The organism is Morganella sp. BCCO 40_0007, from assembly GCF_032989665.1.
In the GTDB taxonomy this organism is placed as follows: Bacteria; Pseudomonadota; Gammaproteobacteria; order Enterobacterales; family Enterobacteriaceae; genus Morganella; species Morganella sibonii.
Genome location: NZ_JAVBIN010000004.1, coordinates 1 through 14,406 on the forward strand (window position 1 = coordinate 1; position 14,406 = coordinate 14,406).

The window sequence follows — 14,406 nt, forward strand, 5'->3', positions numbered from 1 at the left end:
GCAGCAGTCAGGGTAGTTTTACCGTGGTCAACGTGGCCGATAGTACCAACGTTAACGTGCGGTTTCGTACGTTCAAATTTTTCTTTAGACACGACTCTATTCCTTATGGAGTCCCTTCTTCATTCTGAGAAGGGACTGAAATTAACGAGTTAAACCGGTAAATTACCGATTATTTTGCATTACGAGCTTCAATAACAGCCTGAGCTACGTTGTTTGGTGCTTCATTATACTTCAGGAATTCCATGGAGTAAGAAGCACGGCCCTGGGTCTGTGAACGCAGGTCAGTTGCATAACCAAACATTTCAGACAGTGGCACTTGCGCACGGACGATTTTACCGGTAGGCATGTCATCCATACCTTCAATCATACCGCGACGACGGTTCAGGTCACCAATGACGTCACCCATGTAGTCTTCCGGTGTTTCCACCTCAACTTTCATGATTGGTTCCAGCAGAACTGGTTTCGCTTTTTTGAAGCCGTCTTTAAACGCCAGAGATGCCGCCAGTTTAAACGCCAGTTCAGAGGAGTCAACATCATGGTATGAACCGTAATGCAGACGAACACCCATGTTCACAACAGGGTAGCCTGCTAACGGACCAGATTTCAGCTGCTCCTGAATACCTTTGTCAACCGCAGGGATGTATTCACCAGGAATCACACCACCTTTGATTTCGTTGACAAATTCGTATTCCATGTTGACGCCGTCAGCATCTTTCTTGTTCAGCGGGTACATGTCGATAACAACATGACCGTACTGACCACGACCACCAGACTGTTTAGCGTGTTTACCTTCGATATCAGTCACTTTCATAGTGATTGCTTCGCGGTAAGCTACCTGTGGTTTACCCACGTTCGCTTCAACTTTGAACTCACGACGCATACGGTCGACCAGAACGTCCAGGTGTAATTCACCCATACCGGCGATGATAGTCTGATTAGTCTCTTCATCACTTGATACGCGGAATGACGGGTCTTCCTGTGCCAGACGGCCCAGTGCGATACCCATTTTTTCCTGGTCAACTTTGGTTTTCGGTTCAATTGCAACAGAGATTACCGGCTCAGGGAATTCCATACGCTCCAGGATGATTGGTGCTTCAATCGCACACAGAGTATCACCTGTAGTGACGTCTTTCAGACCGATAGCAGCCGCGATGTCACCAGCGCGAACTTCTTTAATCTCTTCACGTTTGTTAGCGTGCATCTGAACGATACGACCGAAACGCTCTTTCTTGGATTTAACCGGGTTCAGTACGGTATCACCGGAGTTAACAACACCAGAGTATACGCGGAAGAACGTCAGGTTACCCACAAACGGGTCGGTTGCAATTTTAAATGCCAGCGCAGCAAACGGATCTTCATCAGAAGAGTGACGTTCAGCAGGAGTGTCTTTACCGTCGTCCAGAATACCTTTAATAGCAGGAACTTCTGTCGGAGATGGCAGGTACTCAACAACCGCATCCAGCATCGCCTGAACACCTTTGTTCTTAAATGCAGAACCACAGGTTACCAGGATAATTTCGTTAGCCAGTACGCGCTGACGTAATGCTGTTTTGATTTCAGCTTCAGTCAGTTCTTCACCGCCGAGATATTTTTCCATCAGCTCTTCAGAGGCTTCAGCTGCGGCTTCAACCAGATTCTGGTGCCATTCAGCAGCTAATTCCTGCATGTTTGCCGGGATATCTTCGTAAGTGAAAGTAACGCCCTGGTCTTCTTCACTCCACTGAATCGCTTTCATTTTAACCAGGTCAACAACACCGGTGAATGACTCTTCAGCGCCGATAGCTAACTGAAGTGGTACCGGGTTGGCCGCTAAGCGGGTTTTGATCTGATCAACAACTTTCAGGAAGTTTGCACCCATACGGTCCATTTTGTTAACGAACGCGATACGAGGTACATGATATTTGTTTGCCTGGCGCCATACGGTTTCAGACTGTGGCTGAACACCACCAACGGCACAGTAAACCATTACAGCACCATCAAGAACACGCATAGAACGTTCTACTTCGATTGTGAAGTCAACGTGCCCCGGGGTGTCGATGATGTTGATGCGGTGTGGTTCAAATTGTTTACCCATACCAGACCAGAACGCAGTGGTTGCTGCGGAGGTGATAGTAATACCACGCTCTTGTTCCTGTTCCATCCAGTCCATCGTTGCTGAACCTTCGTGGGTCTCACCAATTTTATGGTTCACACCTGTATAAAACAGAATACGTTCTGTTGTGGTGGTTTTACCGGCGTCGATATGTGCACTGATACCGATATTACGGTAACGTGAAATGGGTGTTTGACGAGCCATTTTTTCCTCTCTCTTGGACGTTCGTTTAATTTGGTCGGGCAGCCTTACGGCTACCCTATACACAATTCACTACGGTTTGATTACCAACGGTAGTGTGCGAACGCCTTGTTAGCTTCTGCCATACGGTGAACGTCTTCACGTTTCTTAACGGCAGTGCCTTTGTTTTCAGCTGCATCGGATAATTCATTTGCCAGGCGCAGAGCCATGGACTTATCACCGCGTTTACGGGCAGCTTCAACGATCCAGCGCATTGCTAATGCATTACGACGGACCGGACGAACTTCAACCGGCACCTGGTAAGTAGAACCACCAACACGGCGGGACTTAACTTCGACAGTCGGACGCACGTTATCCAGTGCGGTTTCGAATGCTTCCAGGTGATCTTTACCTGAACGCTGAGCCAGGGTCTCAAGCGCGGTATATACGATTGATTCTGCGGTAGATTTTTTACCGTCTACCATCAGGATATTTACAAATTTGGCCAGCAGCTCTGATCCGAACTTAGGATCTGGCAGAATTTTACGTTGACCAATTACACGACGACGTGGCATGGAAATACTCCGTTGTTAATTCAGGGTTGTCCAAAACTCAATGAGTTTATTTGACATTAATGCGATAAATGTTTGGCCTTACTTAACGGAGAACCATTAAGCTTTTGGCTTCTTCACACCGTACTTAGAACGAGCTTGTTTACGGTCTTTAACACCGGAACAGTCCAGTGCGCCGCGAACAGTGTGGTAGCGAACACCCGGTAAGTCTTTAACACGACCACCGCGGATCAGGATCACGCTGTGTTCCTGCAGGTTATGACCTTCACCACCGATGTATGAAGAAACTTCAAAACCGTTGGTTAAACGTACACGGCATACTTTACGCAGTGCTGAGTTAGGTTTTTTAGGTGTGGTGGTATATACACGGGTACATACGCCACGTTTTTGCGGGCAGGCTTCCAGTGCAGGAACGTTGCTTTTCACAACTTTCGAGCTACGGGATTTGCGAACCAGCTGATTAATCGTTGCCATTATAAAAAAAGCTCCTGGTTTTTTGCTTCGTAAACACGGATTTGTGCCTCGTATCTGTCAAAGACAAAACACGAGGACGCGAAATTTTATTGCTGACGCAACAGGGTGTCAAGAAATATACAATGATATTTGCTATTCCCACGCAAAATGTTGCGTGTGTGTGACGGTGAGTGCCACAAAACCAGTATAGTCTGTGATTCTCACTTTGCCCGAAAGGAACGGTAATAAACCGCGTGCTTCGGCATCCTCCCGCAGCACACAGGGAATATGACCCGACTGAATAAGCGCCTGCAACAACGGGTTACCTTCCGTTGCTGCGATTACGCCATCTTCGGTAAAAAGGATGTCATCCTCAGGGGATAACAGATTCAGTAATGATTGGATATCAGTACGAAATGGCGATTGGCTGACAGTATATAGCATCTTGCTCACCGTATGTAGATCAAAATGACACCACGGCGTCAAATGCCGCCAGTTTCCGCGCCAGTTCCGCCGCACTCAGGCAGGTCACCGGCAGAATATACGGTGTCTCCGGAGACAATCCCCGTGCGGCCATATCTTCTGTGCAGCAGTAGCACTCTTCAATATCGTAAAGCGGCAGGACTTTGAAGGTGGAAATATAATCACGGGCAAGAATATTTGCCGGTGTTTGTTCCGGTAATAACTGTAACACCCCGTCGGACACAAAAAAGGCCGCGACCCCTTCAGTATAATTACTGGTTGCCAGCAGCGCATCCAGCCCTTCCCGGCCACTGCTGCTGCCGTGAGGCGCACTTCTGAAAACAAAGGCAATACGTTTCACCGGATCTCCCTAAAACTGGATAACACGGTCACAGGTCACCATGGCTTCTGCCAGCGTGCCCAGACCGCTGAGGGCGAACCCGTCCGCCAGATTAGCAGCCGTCAGCTGCAGCGATGCCGCCTGAGCAGCATCAGTGACACCTCGGCGCAGTGCCGCCGCCACACAAACCGCAAGCTGAATATCGTTGTCACGGGCAAGCTGCTGCCACTGACGCACCATATCGGTTTCGTCCCCGGCCGGTGATGTCAGCACATTGGCGTTGCTGACGCCTTCACGGTAAAAAAATACACACTGAATCCGGTGTCCGGCCGCAATCACATGCCGGGCAAACAACAGTGCGCTGCCGGCACGCTGTGTACCGTAGGCAGGGCCGGTAACCAGCAGGCAGTAAGATAACGGTGTCATTGCTCCGCGCTGCCTTACTCGCCGTTTTTAAACTGGCGGATGTAGAGATAAACCGTGTGTTTGGAGATATTCAGACGCACAGCAACAAGGTTGATGGCATCTTTGATATCAAATATCCCTTTCTCATACAGGTTCAGCACCACTTGTTTGTTCTTCGCGTTGTTTGCCACATTGCGGTCGGCATTCACTTCTTCGATTGTCTGTTCCAGCGTCTGTGCCACCAGGTCTTCAACGGAAGAGGCGAAGTTTACATTGGACGTTTCTTCCGCCAGTTCTTTCGGGATGAAGGTCTGAACGACCTGAGAAAAAGGCACATCCAGGTTCATGTTGATACACAATAACCCGATGATACGGCGTGACTTATTGCGGATAGCAATGGTCAGCGATTTCATCAGTGCCCCGGTTTTTGCCCGGGTAAAATAGGCTTTCGACGTGCTGCAGTCTTCATCAGTAATGTCGTGCAGCATACGCAGCGCCAGGTCTGTGATCGGAGAACCGACTTTACGGCCGGTATGGTGACCGTTTGCGATCTTCACCGCTGAGCGCTTCAGGTCTTCCAGTGAGTGGAGAACGATTTCACAGTGCTCACCGATGAGCAGCGCCAGACCATCAACGGCCGCCTCATAGGATTTCAGAATTTCATAATCCGTTTCAGTAAACGGATGATTTACGATGTAATCTGAATCATTGTCATTAAATAATACTGGGTTAGACATTTAATACACCACTCTTTGTAACGTGTGAACGTCGTTGGTTTTACTCATCTGTAATCTTTCACTGCAGGAGGATTACCCTGTCATCATGTATCAATTATATACCCGGATTTACCGGGTGCAGGAAAGCTGCAAATGACGGGCTTCCGGCTCTGTGCAGATACCCGCAGGTTAAGTTATAGCGAAAAACAGGCCGTTTTGCGCCTGAGGTGATCAAATTCTGGTAAAAAATACAAAAAAACACGGATGTTTTGCAAATTTTTCATAATCCTGATCGCCGCGGAAACAAAAACCCGCACAAAAAAGTGCGGGTTTTGTCAGTTTCCGGTATCAGCAGGGCTTATTTGGCCGCTGGTTTGATATCCAGTAACTCAACGTCAAAGACCAGGGTAGAGTTTGCAGGGATACCCGGAACACCATCGGTGCCGTAAGCAGCTTCAGGCGGGATAACCAGTTTGGCTTTACCGCCTTTTTTCATCTGCTTCAGGCCATCAGCCCAGCCTTTAATCACGCTGTCCAGACGGATAGTCAGCGGCTCGTTACGATCGTAAGAGCTGTCAAACTGAGTGCCGTCGATTAATGCGCCTTTATAGTGAACGACAACGCTGTCTGTTTCTTTCGGAGATGCACCGTTACCGTTTTTCTCAGATTTGTAAAGCACACCGCTTTTGGTTTTTTCCACGCCTTTTTCTTTGGCGAATGCCGCACGGTATTTGTCACCGGCTGCTTTGTTCTCAGTAGCCTCACGTGCCATTTTTTCCTGAGCGGCACCTTTCACCTGCTCTTCAAAACCACGCAGAGTCTGGTTGATCTCTTCATCACTCAGCTTACTTTTGTTGCTGAATGCATCCTGAACACCCGCCATCATCTGGTCACGATCCAGATCCAGACCAATGGATTTCTGCTCATTCAGGGCATTTTCCATATAACGACCCAGTGACGCTCCCAGCGCATAAGCATTCTGCTGACTTGCGGTTTTAAATGCGCTGTTCAGTTTTACTTCTTCTTTTTTCGGCGCGGTATCCGCATAAGCCTGTGACATACCTAATGTCATTGCCAGCGAGGTTGCGACAACAGTCGCTTTAAACAGTGATTTCATCCTTTTCTCCATAAGTTTTGCAACAGTTACAGGACATACCGCACAGCAGATCACGCCAGAGAGTCCTTGCAGCCGTCACCGGGCGACATCATAATGTCACGGTTTTGTGATGCTGAGACAACCTTAGCAAAAAGAGGTTTCATAGTAACCCCCCAATAAAATATATCCTCTCACTCTAAGTGTATTTCACAGGAATATTACATACTTTTACACAGTAATCCCCGTCTCAGACAGGAGAAAACGATGGACCTTTTTGAACTGGAACAACGCCTCGAACAACTGGAGAGCAAAACTGCCTTTCAGGATATGACTATTGAGGAACTCAATCAGGTGGTCACACAGCAGCAGATGGATATCACCCGGCTGAATGAAAGGCTCCGCCTGCTGACCGAACGCCTGAAAGCCACCCCGGGCTCAAATGTGGCACCGCTGTCAGAAGAAGTGCCGCCGCCGCACTACTGATAAACAACGGACATAAAAAAAGCGCATCCGTCAGGAATGCGCTTTTTTTTGTCCGGTTCAGACGCGGGTTATCAGTGACAACCGCAGCCGCCGTTACCGTGGCCGTGACCTTTACCGTGACCACCGCCGCCACAGCAGCCGCCTTCACCGTGTTCGTGACCATGGTCGTGATCGTGACCATGACCGCCGCCGCAGCAACCGCCTTCTTCGCCGTGGTCGTGACCACCGCAGCAGCCGCCTTCTTCACCGTGAACGTGACCATGCTCCAGCTCTTCTGCTGTTGCTTCACGCACACCGATAACTTCGACGTGGAATTTCAGGTTCTGACCGGCCAGCATATGGTTGCCGTCAACGATCACTTCGTCACCTTCGATACCGGTGATTTCAACCGGCACAGGACCCATATCGGTGTCTGCCAGGAAACGCATGCCGACTTCCAGTTCGTCAACACCGACGAAAACATCTTTCGGTACGCGCTGAACCAGGTTTTCGTCATACTGACCGTATGCATCATTTGCGCCGACATCAACGTCGAACACATCACCGGCAACGCGGCCGTCCAGTGCACTTTCCAGCCCGCTGATCAGCGCACCGCGACCGTGCAGATAGTCTAACGGAGCACTTGCCGGAGACTCATCAACTAATACACCGTCTTCTGTTCTTACCTGATAAGCCAGGCTCACTACCAGGTCTTTTGCTACTTTCATTGGTATCTCCTACACATCCGCGGGGGATAAGATTTTAATTAACGCGCCGATTGTAACGGAATTTACAGCCACTGTATCTGTTTTGGGACAAATTCCCCCAAATTCTCTGTGAAAAACCGTTGCCTGTTATTCCCCCGGTGTAAAGATACCAATTACCTGTTCATCTTTACGTATATGCTGCTCCGCGGGTGCATCCGCCCGGCGCTCAAGATGGCCGCACTGCACGCACTGAACCACATCCACATTATCTTCACGCCACATCGCGAGTGTGTCCTGCGTCTGACACTCAGGGCATACCGCACCCGCAATAAACCGTTTCCGGTTGCTCATTTTTCAGCTCCTGTCATCTGTCCGTCCGCTGCCCGGAGAGTCTTCCGTCAGGTTCCAGCTGTCCGGCAGATGTTTTTCCCGTTTCATTTCATTATCAAACAGATTTTCCAGCTCACGCCGCGCTTCTTTGACGCGGGAGATATGCGAGATTTCCTCTTCCGCCTGCGGAATCAGCTCACGCAGCAGCTGCATATCCAGCCTGCGGAATAACTGTTGTGCCCGGTGAGCCTCTGCCGGGTGTGTTCCCAGCCCGATCAGGGTTTTTCGTGCCAGTTCCAGTGCCGACGAGAACGTTTCACGGCTGAACTGCGTCACGCCGTGTGTGAGCAGCTCATGCGCTTCCACCCTGCCCCGTGCGCGGGCAATGATTTGCAGGTGCGGAAAGTGCTCCTGACACAACTGCACAATCGTCATGGTATCTTCCGGTTTATCACAGGTAATGACAATCACCTTTGCTGTCTCTGCCCCGGCAGAACGCAACAATGCGAGTCCGGTCGCATCCCCGTAATACACTTTGTAACCGTAACGCCGCATGGCACTGACCGCACTGACATCTTTTTCCAGCACCGTCGGATGGATTTTATTGGCCATCAGAAGGCGGCCGATGACCTGTCCCATCCGCCCGAAACCGACCAGAATCACATGCGGATGATTATCTTCCACAAACGGCGTTTCACCCGTTCCCGGTTCAGCATTATTGTAACGACGTGCCAGAATCATATCGATTCCCTGCATCAGCAGCGGCGTGGTCATCATGGAAAGAGTAACCACCACCAGCAGCAGTGCCATCTGATGATCCGTGATAACACGGCTGGCCAGCGCCGCCGAGAACAGGACGAACGCAAATTCACCGCCCTGGCTGAGCACCCCGGCAAACTGTAAGCGCCCGCTGCGGCGGCAGGTAAGATGTGCCAGCAGATACAGCACCGTCATTTTGACACTCACCAGCACAATCACACCCAGCAGGATTTGCGGCAGATACTGCCACAGCACGCCGATATTCAGCGACATGCCGACAGAAATGAAGAACATCCCCAGCAGCAGCCCTTTGAACGGCTCGATGGTGATCTCCAGCTCATGGCGGTATTCCGTATCCGCCAGCATCACACCTGCAATAAATGTCCCGAGCGCCATGGAGAACCCGAGCTGCTCCATAAACACCGCTGAGCCGATCACCACCAGCAGTGAGGCAGCGGTAAAGACTTCACTGACCCCGGATTTCACCACCAGCCGGAACAGCGGCCGCAGCAGGTAGCGCCCGCCGATCAGCAGTCCGGCGAAGGCCAGAATTTTGATACCGATACGATACCAGTCACTGCCCGCGGTTTCCCCGCCCAGCAGCGGGATCACCGCGAGAATCGGGATCACCGCCATATCCTGGAACAGCAGCACAGAAAATCCCATCTGGCCGCTGTCGTTGTTGGTCATGCCCTTTTCATCCATCAGCTGTAATGCCATCGCGGTGGAGGACATCGCCAGTCCCAGTCCGCCAACAATGGCCGCCTGCCAGGAAAAATCAGTCAGCCAGAGCAGTATCCCGAGGATCAGTGCGGAAAACACCACCTGGGCGGTTCCGGTGCCGAAAATAGATCGCCGCAGCTTCCATAACTCACGCGGATTCAGTTCCAGCCCGATCAGAAACATCAGGAACACCACCCCCAGTTCGGAGAAGTGCAGTAATTCATTGACGTTTTTGATAAATCCCAGCCCCCACGGGCCGATAGCAATTCCCGCCAGCAGATACCCCAGTACCGCACCGATGCGCAACCGCTGCGCCACCGGCACCATCACCACGGCCGCTGCGAGAAAAACAATACCTGCATGCAGCAGGTTGCCGTCAGCTGGCTCCATAATTACGTCCTCCGGTCAGTTGTGGTTCCCGCAGCCAGTCACAATAAGCCTGCGCCTGTTCATGCAGCATCGCTTTCCCCTGACGGCGCGCAGCATAAAGGATCACCGGCGCCAGCCAGTGCATTGCACACAGTGCCGCGGTCAGTTCAAAGGGGCGCAGTAATTCACTGATCGGAAAGCGATTATAACCGCCGTGACGGTATGCTTCGGCAGGTTCTCCGGTGGTGATTACCTGCCGCCAGTATTTGCCCGACAGCTGTCTGCCGCCCTGCTCACCGGAGAAATCACGGGTCAGCACGCGGTCAAACCACTCTTTCAGCAGTGCAGGACAGCTGTAGGTATACAGCGGGTGCTGAAACACAATGATGTCATGCTGCCGCAGCAGTTCCTGCTCATGCCGGATGTCGATAAAAAAGTCCGGATAAGTGCCGTACAGGTCGTGCACCGTGACATGCCCGAGCTCCGACGCCGCAGAGATAAGCGCCTTGTTGGCGATGGAGTGATGCGGTTCCGGATGCGCGTAAATCAGTAATATGGTCGGATTATTTATCATCACTTCCTCTTAAAAACGTGAGAATCTTTGCGATTTTCGCTACTATGCCCGCTGCAACGATACTCCTCGCCTGCTGACGGGTGATTTGCTGCTGACAACGCACGAATTACATTAATTTTACTCTCAATTACTTACCCTATCGATATTTATGATTGTTTTCTCTTCACTTCAGGTCCGCCGCGGCGTCCGTGTTCTGCTCGACAACGCAACGGCCACCATCAATCCGGGTCAGAAAGTCGGCCTGGTGGGAAAAAACGGCTGCGGTAAATCCACTCTGCTGGCACTGCTCAAAGGCGAATTACAGGCCGAAGCAGGCAGTGTGACGTTTCCGGGAAACTGGTCCATGGCCTGGGTCAACCAGGAAACCCCGGCGCTGGATGAACCGGCGATTGAGTATGTCATTGACGGTGACCGTGAATTCCGTGAGCTTGAGGCAAAATTACAGCAGGCGAATGAACAGAATGACGGCCATGCGATTGCGGTGATCCACGGTCAGCTCGATACCCTCGATGCCTGGACCATCCGTTCCCGTGCCGCCACACTGCTGCACGGGCTGGGATTCTCGCAGGAACAGCTGGAAACACCGGTGCGGGCTTTCTCCGGGGGCTGGCGGATGCGTCTGAACCTGGCACAGGCACTGATTTGCCGCTCAGATCTGCTGCTGCTCGATGAACCGACCAACCACCTGGATCTCGATGCCGTGATCTGGCTGGAAAAATGGCTTAAAAGCTATCCCGGCACCCTGATTCTCATCTCCCATGACCGCGATTTCCTCGATCCGATCATCGATAAAGTGCTGCATATTGAGCAGAACGGCCTGTTTGAATACACCGGCAACTATTCCTCCTTTGAAGTACAGCGCGCTGAAAAAATGGCACAGCAGCAGGCACAGTATGAAAGCCAGCAGTTACGCCGCGCACATCTGCAGAAATATGTGGATCGCTTCCGCGCCCAGGCCACCAAAGCCAAACAGGCACAGAGCCGCCTGAAAATGCTGGAACGCATGGAACTGATCGCCCCGGCCCTGGCGGATAACCCGTTCCGTTTCAGCTTCCGCCCGCCTGAAGTGCTGCCGAACCCGCTGCTGAAAATGGAAAAAGTCAGCGCCGGATACGGTGAGAAAGTGGTACTGGACAATATCAAACTGAACCTGGTGCCCGGTTCACGTATCGGCCTGCTGGGACGTAACGGTGCGGGTAAATCCACCCTGATAAAAATGCTCGCCGGTGAACTGGAGCCGTTACAGGGTAAAATTGGTCTCGCCAAAGGCATTAAACTGGGGTATTTCGCCCAGCATCAGCTGGAATTTTTACGGGCGGATGAATCCCCGTTACAGCATATGGTGCGCCTCGCGCCGGATCAGACAGAACAACAGCTGCGCGATTATCTCGGCGGTTATGGTTTTAAAGGCGATCAGGTGACCGATAACACCGGCCGTTTCTCCGGCGGGGAAAAAGCGCGTCTGGTATTGGCTATGATTATCTGGCAGCGCCCGAATCTTCTGCTGCTCGATGAACCGACCAACCACCTGGATCTCGATATGCGTCAGGCGCTGACCGAAGCGCTGATCGAATTTGAGGGCGCGATCGTCGTGGTTTCCCACGATCGTCACCTGCTGCGATCCACTACCGATGATCTGTATCTGGTACATGATGGTCAGGTCGAACCGTTTGACGGTGATCTGGACGACTATCAGCGCTGGCTGGCAGACAGCCAGAAACAGATGCGTCAAAATGCAGAACCGGCAGCGGAAAACGGTGAGGAAAAAAATACCGTCACCGCCCAGGATCGCAAAGAGCAGAAACGCCGTGAAGCGGAATTCCGCCAGCAGACTCAGCCGCTGCGCAAAGAATCGGAAAAACTGGAAAAAACCATGAGCCGGTTGTCAGATGCCATTGCCGCCGTTGAGGAAAAACTCGGTGACAGCGGCCTGTATGATCAGTCCCGCAAAGCCGAGCTGAACACCTGCCTTCAGGAACAGGCACAGTTCAAAGCTGAGCTGGAAGAGGCGGAAATGGCCTGGATGGACATTCAGGAAAACCTCGAAGCCATGACACAGACGTTTGAAAATCAGTAAGTGATGAAGAGCGGCAGATGCCGCTCTCTTTACCTTATCAGCTGTCCAGGCTGTTAATCATGGTGCGGGCATTAATCACCAGTTGCCGTGCCTGTTCTTCCCGCCGCTGTAACAGCGCCATAAACAGTAAATCCGTCACCGTATTTTGCGCTGTCCGTGAGGAAATGGACGAACTGCGCCACTCATTTTCCTCCGCGACCGTTTCCAGCACATAATCCGCCATTTTCGCCAGCGGTGACTGACGGTTGCCGGTAATCGCAATCAGCGTGGCATCCTGTTTTTTCGCCGTGGCTGCGGTGACCAGCATATCCTTGCGCTTGCCGCTGAATGACAACACCACCAGCACATCTTTTTCGGTCAGCGTCTGGGAAAAGGCGATCTGGATATGGTGATCCGCTTCCGCCAGTGTCATCAGCCCGATTTTCTGAAGTTTGTACGCCAGGTCTTTCGCCGTCAGCCCGGAGCCGCCGATACCGGCAACCTGAATACAGCGGGCATGATCCAGACACGCGACAATCGCTGCCATCTGTTCAAAATCGATCCGCCGTGTGGTTTCCGTGATGGAATGCTGTTTTTCCTGTGCCAGTTTCTGGGCAATCACCAGCAGCGAGTCATGTGCCTCTATCCGGTTATGCAGCGCCTGCTGCTGATTGGCCGCCAGTACCCGGTTACGGCCAATCTCTTCACTGATAGCCACTTTCAGTGCCGGAAAGCCCTTAAATCCCATTTTCTGACTAAACTTCACAATAGCAGACTGACTCACCCCCACCCGCTCAGCCAGTACCTGAGAGGAGAGCGTTACCGTCTCTTCCGGCTGCGCCAGGATAAAATCAGCAATATGCTGCTGATTGGCCGCCAGCTCTGCTTTTGCCCAGCTGATTTTTGTCAGGATCGCCATGCGTGTCTGTTTTCCTTATCCGGATAATAAAAAAGGAATAAAGTATTTCAAAAATTAATGCCGAATTATTCCTGATAAATAACGACCTTGAATAATAAAAAATACATTTATATTCAATGCAATACTTAAAAATAAAAGATGGCGGGATACAGAAATATTCCTGCTATACCATCATAGTTGAATAGATCGCTCTGTGATAACTCTCACATAAAAAGAATAATTAATTCTCTAGCATGCCGATTATATCTTATACAAAGGATCACGCATGAAGATTGACTTAACCTCTATGATTACCGAGAGCCGCAACCCGGCCAGCGCGGATATCGACAGTCTGCCGACACTGGATATGCTGCGGGTGATTAACCGCGAAGACCAGACCGTCGCGCTTGCCGTGGAAAAAACCCTGCCGCAGGTGGCACAGATCGTGGATGCAGTGGCTCAGGCGTTCCGTCTGGGCGGACGGCTGATCTATATGGGCGCGGGCACCTCCGGCCGCCTCGGGATACTGGATGCCAGCGAATGCCCGCCGACCTTCGGCACCCCGGCTGAGCAGGTAGTCGGTCTGATTGCCGGCGGTCATAAAGCCATTCTGAAAGCCGTTGAAAATGCAGAGGATAACCGCGAACTGGCCGTAAATGATCTGAAAGCGCTGAATTTCAGTGAGAAAGATGTACTGGTCGGGATCGCCGCCAGCGGCCGCACCCCTTATGTACTGGGCGGCATGGAATACGCGCTGTCTCTCGGTGCTACGGTTGCCGCCGTCAGCTGCAACCCGGACAGTGAAATGAGCCGCCTGGCCGGTATCGCCATCACACCGGTGGTCGGTCCGGAAGTGATCACCGGCTCCTCCCGCATGAAAGCCGGGACCGCCCAGAAACTGATACTCAATATGATCACCACCGGGGCGATGATCCGCTCGGGGAAAGTGTACGGCAACCTGATGGCGGACGTGGAAGCGACCAACGCCAAACTGGTTGAGCGGCAAAAACGTATTGTGATGGCCGCAACGGAATGTGACAGAGCGACCGCAGAACAGGCGCTTACCGCCTGTGACGGACACTGCAAAACCGCCATCGTGATGATCCTGGCACAGCTGAGTGCCGGTGACGCCAAAGCCCTGCTGGCACAGCATCAGGGGTTTATCCGTGACGCGCTGACCGGTGCGGCACACTCTTAACGCAAGGTAATCAC

Annotated in this window: 17 protein-coding genes; 3 read left to right on the forward strand and 14 right to left on the reverse strand. The window is 51.8% G+C overall.

The window, feature by feature from the left end:
- From R5268_RS05755 to fkpA, 9 genes are all read right to left on the reverse strand, one after another.
- On the reverse strand, window positions 1-92 hold a 92-nt coding region (locus R5268_RS05755), incomplete at its 3' end, for a GTP-binding protein (RefSeq protein WP_001978617.1).
- Window positions 93-169: 77 nt separating this feature from the next.
- Window positions 170-2,296, reverse strand: coding sequence for an elongation factor G (gene fusA, locus R5268_RS05760; RefSeq protein ID WP_317419031.1), 2,127 nt, complete (start codon window positions 2,294-2,296; stop codon window positions 170-172).
- A gap of 80 nt (window positions 2,297-2,376) precedes the next feature.
- Window positions 2,377-2,847 (reverse strand): 30S ribosomal protein S7, encoded by a 471-nt coding sequence (gene rpsG, locus R5268_RS05765; RefSeq protein WP_107680779.1) that lies wholly within the window; start codon window positions 2,845-2,847, stop codon window positions 2,377-2,379.
- Between the two features lie 96 nt (window positions 2,848-2,943).
- Window positions 2,944-3,318: a 30S ribosomal protein S12 gene (gene rpsL, locus R5268_RS05770; RefSeq protein ID WP_004236497.1), complete on the reverse strand. Its 375-nt coding sequence runs from the start codon at window positions 3,316-3,318 to the stop codon at window positions 2,944-2,946.
- Window positions 3,319-3,450: 132 nt separating this feature from the next.
- A complete protein-coding gene (gene tusB, locus R5268_RS05775) occupies window positions 3,451-3,741 on the reverse strand; it encodes a sulfurtransferase complex subunit TusB (RefSeq protein ID WP_025154801.1) in 291 nt (96 codons plus the stop codon).
- Between the two features lie 19 nt (window positions 3,742-3,760).
- A complete protein-coding gene (gene tusC / locus R5268_RS05780; RefSeq protein WP_046894368.1) occupies window positions 3,761-4,120 on the reverse strand; it encodes a sulfurtransferase complex subunit TusC in 360 nt (119 codons plus the stop codon).
- A gap of 9 nt (window positions 4,121-4,129) precedes the next feature.
- On the reverse strand, window positions 4,130-4,525 hold the full coding sequence (gene tusD / locus R5268_RS05785; RefSeq protein ID WP_107680778.1) for a sulfurtransferase complex subunit TusD: 396 nt from the start codon (window positions 4,523-4,525) through the stop codon (window positions 4,130-4,132).
- 14 nt (window positions 4,526-4,539) lie between these two features.
- Window positions 4,540-5,241: a transcriptional regulator gene (locus R5268_RS05790; protein ID WP_046894370.1), complete on the reverse strand. Its 702-nt coding sequence runs from the start codon at window positions 5,239-5,241 to the stop codon at window positions 4,540-4,542.
- 337 nt (window positions 5,242-5,578) lie between these two features.
- A complete protein-coding gene (fkpA, locus tag R5268_RS05795; protein WP_181257683.1) occupies window positions 5,579-6,337 on the reverse strand; it encodes an FKBP-type peptidyl-prolyl cis-trans isomerase in 759 nt (252 codons plus the stop codon).
- Between the two features lie 243 nt (window positions 6,338-6,580).
- On the opposite strand from fkpA, the gene R5268_RS05800 reads away from it, so the two are divergent.
- Window positions 6,581-6,799: a SlyX family protein gene (locus R5268_RS05800; protein ID WP_046894372.1), complete on the forward strand. Its 219-nt coding sequence runs from the start codon at window positions 6,581-6,583 to the stop codon at window positions 6,797-6,799.
- A 71-nt stretch (window positions 6,800-6,870) separates the two neighbouring features.
- Here R5268_RS05800 and slyD read toward each other — a convergent pair whose 3' ends face one another.
- From slyD to kefG, 4 genes are all read right to left on the reverse strand, one after another.
- A complete protein-coding gene (gene slyD / locus R5268_RS05805) occupies window positions 6,871-7,506 on the reverse strand; it encodes a peptidylprolyl isomerase (protein ID WP_046894373.1) in 636 nt (211 codons plus the stop codon).
- A gap of 126 nt (window positions 7,507-7,632) precedes the next feature.
- A complete protein-coding gene (locus R5268_RS05810) occupies window positions 7,633-7,836 on the reverse strand; it encodes a YheV family putative zinc ribbon protein (protein WP_046894374.1) in 204 nt (67 codons plus the stop codon).
- 3 nt (window positions 7,837-7,839) lie between these two features.
- Window positions 7,840-9,687: a glutathione-regulated potassium-efflux system protein KefB gene (gene kefB, locus R5268_RS05815; protein WP_182105887.1), complete on the reverse strand. Its 1,848-nt coding sequence runs from the start codon at window positions 9,685-9,687 to the stop codon at window positions 7,840-7,842.
- A complete protein-coding gene (gene kefG / locus R5268_RS05820; RefSeq protein ID WP_218454927.1) occupies window positions 9,674-10,240 on the reverse strand; it encodes a glutathione-regulated potassium-efflux system ancillary protein KefG in 567 nt (188 codons plus the stop codon). Before kefG ends, kefB begins: the two co-directional genes overlap by 14 nt.
- 148 nt (window positions 10,241-10,388) lie before the next feature.
- On the opposite strand from kefG, the gene R5268_RS05825 reads away from it, so the two are divergent.
- A complete protein-coding gene (locus tag R5268_RS05825; protein ID WP_317419030.1) occupies window positions 10,389-12,317 on the forward strand; it encodes an ABC transporter ATP-binding protein in 1,929 nt (642 codons plus the stop codon).
- A gap of 37 nt (window positions 12,318-12,354) precedes the next feature.
- On the opposite strand, the gene R5268_RS05830 is transcribed toward R5268_RS05825, so the two are convergent.
- Window positions 12,355-13,215, reverse strand: coding sequence for an SIS domain-containing protein (locus tag R5268_RS05830; RefSeq protein WP_317419028.1), 861 nt, complete (start codon window positions 13,213-13,215; stop codon window positions 12,355-12,357).
- 265 nt (window positions 13,216-13,480) lie between these two features.
- Here R5268_RS05830 and murQ point away from each other — a divergent pair, with 265 nt between their 5' ends.
- Window positions 13,481-14,392, forward strand: coding sequence for an N-acetylmuramic acid 6-phosphate etherase (murQ, locus tag R5268_RS05835; protein WP_317419027.1), 912 nt, complete (start codon window positions 13,481-13,483; stop codon window positions 14,390-14,392).
- The last annotated feature ends 14 nt before the right edge of the window (window positions 14,393-14,406 follow it).

What these genes read in the sequence shown, in the direction of transcription:
- fusA (WP_317419031.1), bottom strand. Translation starts at nt 2,296, where the DNA reads ATGGCTCGTCAAACACCCATTTCACGTTACCGTAATATCGGTATCAGT.
- rpsG (WP_107680779.1), bottom strand. Translation starts at nt 2,847, where the DNA reads ATGCCACGTCGTCGTGTAATTGGTCAACGTAAAATTCTGCCAGATCCT.
- rpsL (WP_004236497.1), bottom strand. Translation starts at nt 3,318, where the DNA reads ATGGCAACGATTAATCAGCTGGTTCGCAAATCCCGTAGCTCGAAAGTT.
- tusB (WP_025154801.1), bottom strand. Translation starts at nt 3,741, where the DNA reads ATGCTATATACTGTCAGCCAATCGCCATTTCGTACTGATATCCAATCA.
- tusD (WP_107680778.1), bottom strand. Translation starts at nt 4,525, where the DNA reads ATGACACCGTTATCTTACTGCCTGCTGGTTACCGGCCCTGCCTACGGT.
- R5268_RS05790 (WP_046894370.1), bottom strand. Translation starts at nt 5,241, where the DNA reads ATGTCTAACCCAGTATTATTTAATGACAATGATTCAGATTACATCGTA.
- fkpA (WP_181257683.1), bottom strand. Translation starts at nt 6,337, where the DNA reads ATGAAATCACTGTTTAAAGCGACTGTTGTCGCAACCTCGCTGGCAATG.
- R5268_RS05800 (WP_046894372.1), top strand. Translation starts at nt 6,581, where the DNA reads ATGGACCTTTTTGAACTGGAACAACGCCTCGAACAACTGGAGAGCAAA.
- slyD (WP_046894373.1), bottom strand. Translation starts at nt 7,506, where the DNA reads ATGAAAGTAGCAAAAGACCTGGTAGTGAGCCTGGCTTATCAGGTAAGA.
- R5268_RS05810 (WP_046894374.1), bottom strand. Translation starts at nt 7,836, where the DNA reads ATGAGCAACCGGAAACGGTTTATTGCGGGTGCGGTATGCCCTGAGTGT.
- kefB (WP_182105887.1), bottom strand. Translation starts at nt 9,687, where the DNA reads ATGGAGCCAGCTGACGGCAACCTGCTGCATGCAGGTATTGTTTTTCTC.
- kefG (WP_218454927.1), bottom strand. Translation starts at nt 10,240, where the DNA reads ATGATAAATAATCCGACCATATTACTGATTTACGCGCATCCGGAACCG.
- R5268_RS05825 (WP_317419030.1), top strand. Translation starts at nt 10,389, where the DNA reads ATGATTGTTTTCTCTTCACTTCAGGTCCGCCGCGGCGTCCGTGTTCTG.
- R5268_RS05830 (WP_317419028.1), bottom strand. Translation starts at nt 13,215, where the DNA reads ATGGCGATCCTGACAAAAATCAGCTGGGCAAAAGCAGAGCTGGCGGCC.
- murQ (WP_317419027.1), top strand. Translation starts at nt 13,481, where the DNA reads ATGAAGATTGACTTAACCTCTATGATTACCGAGAGCCGCAACCCGGCC.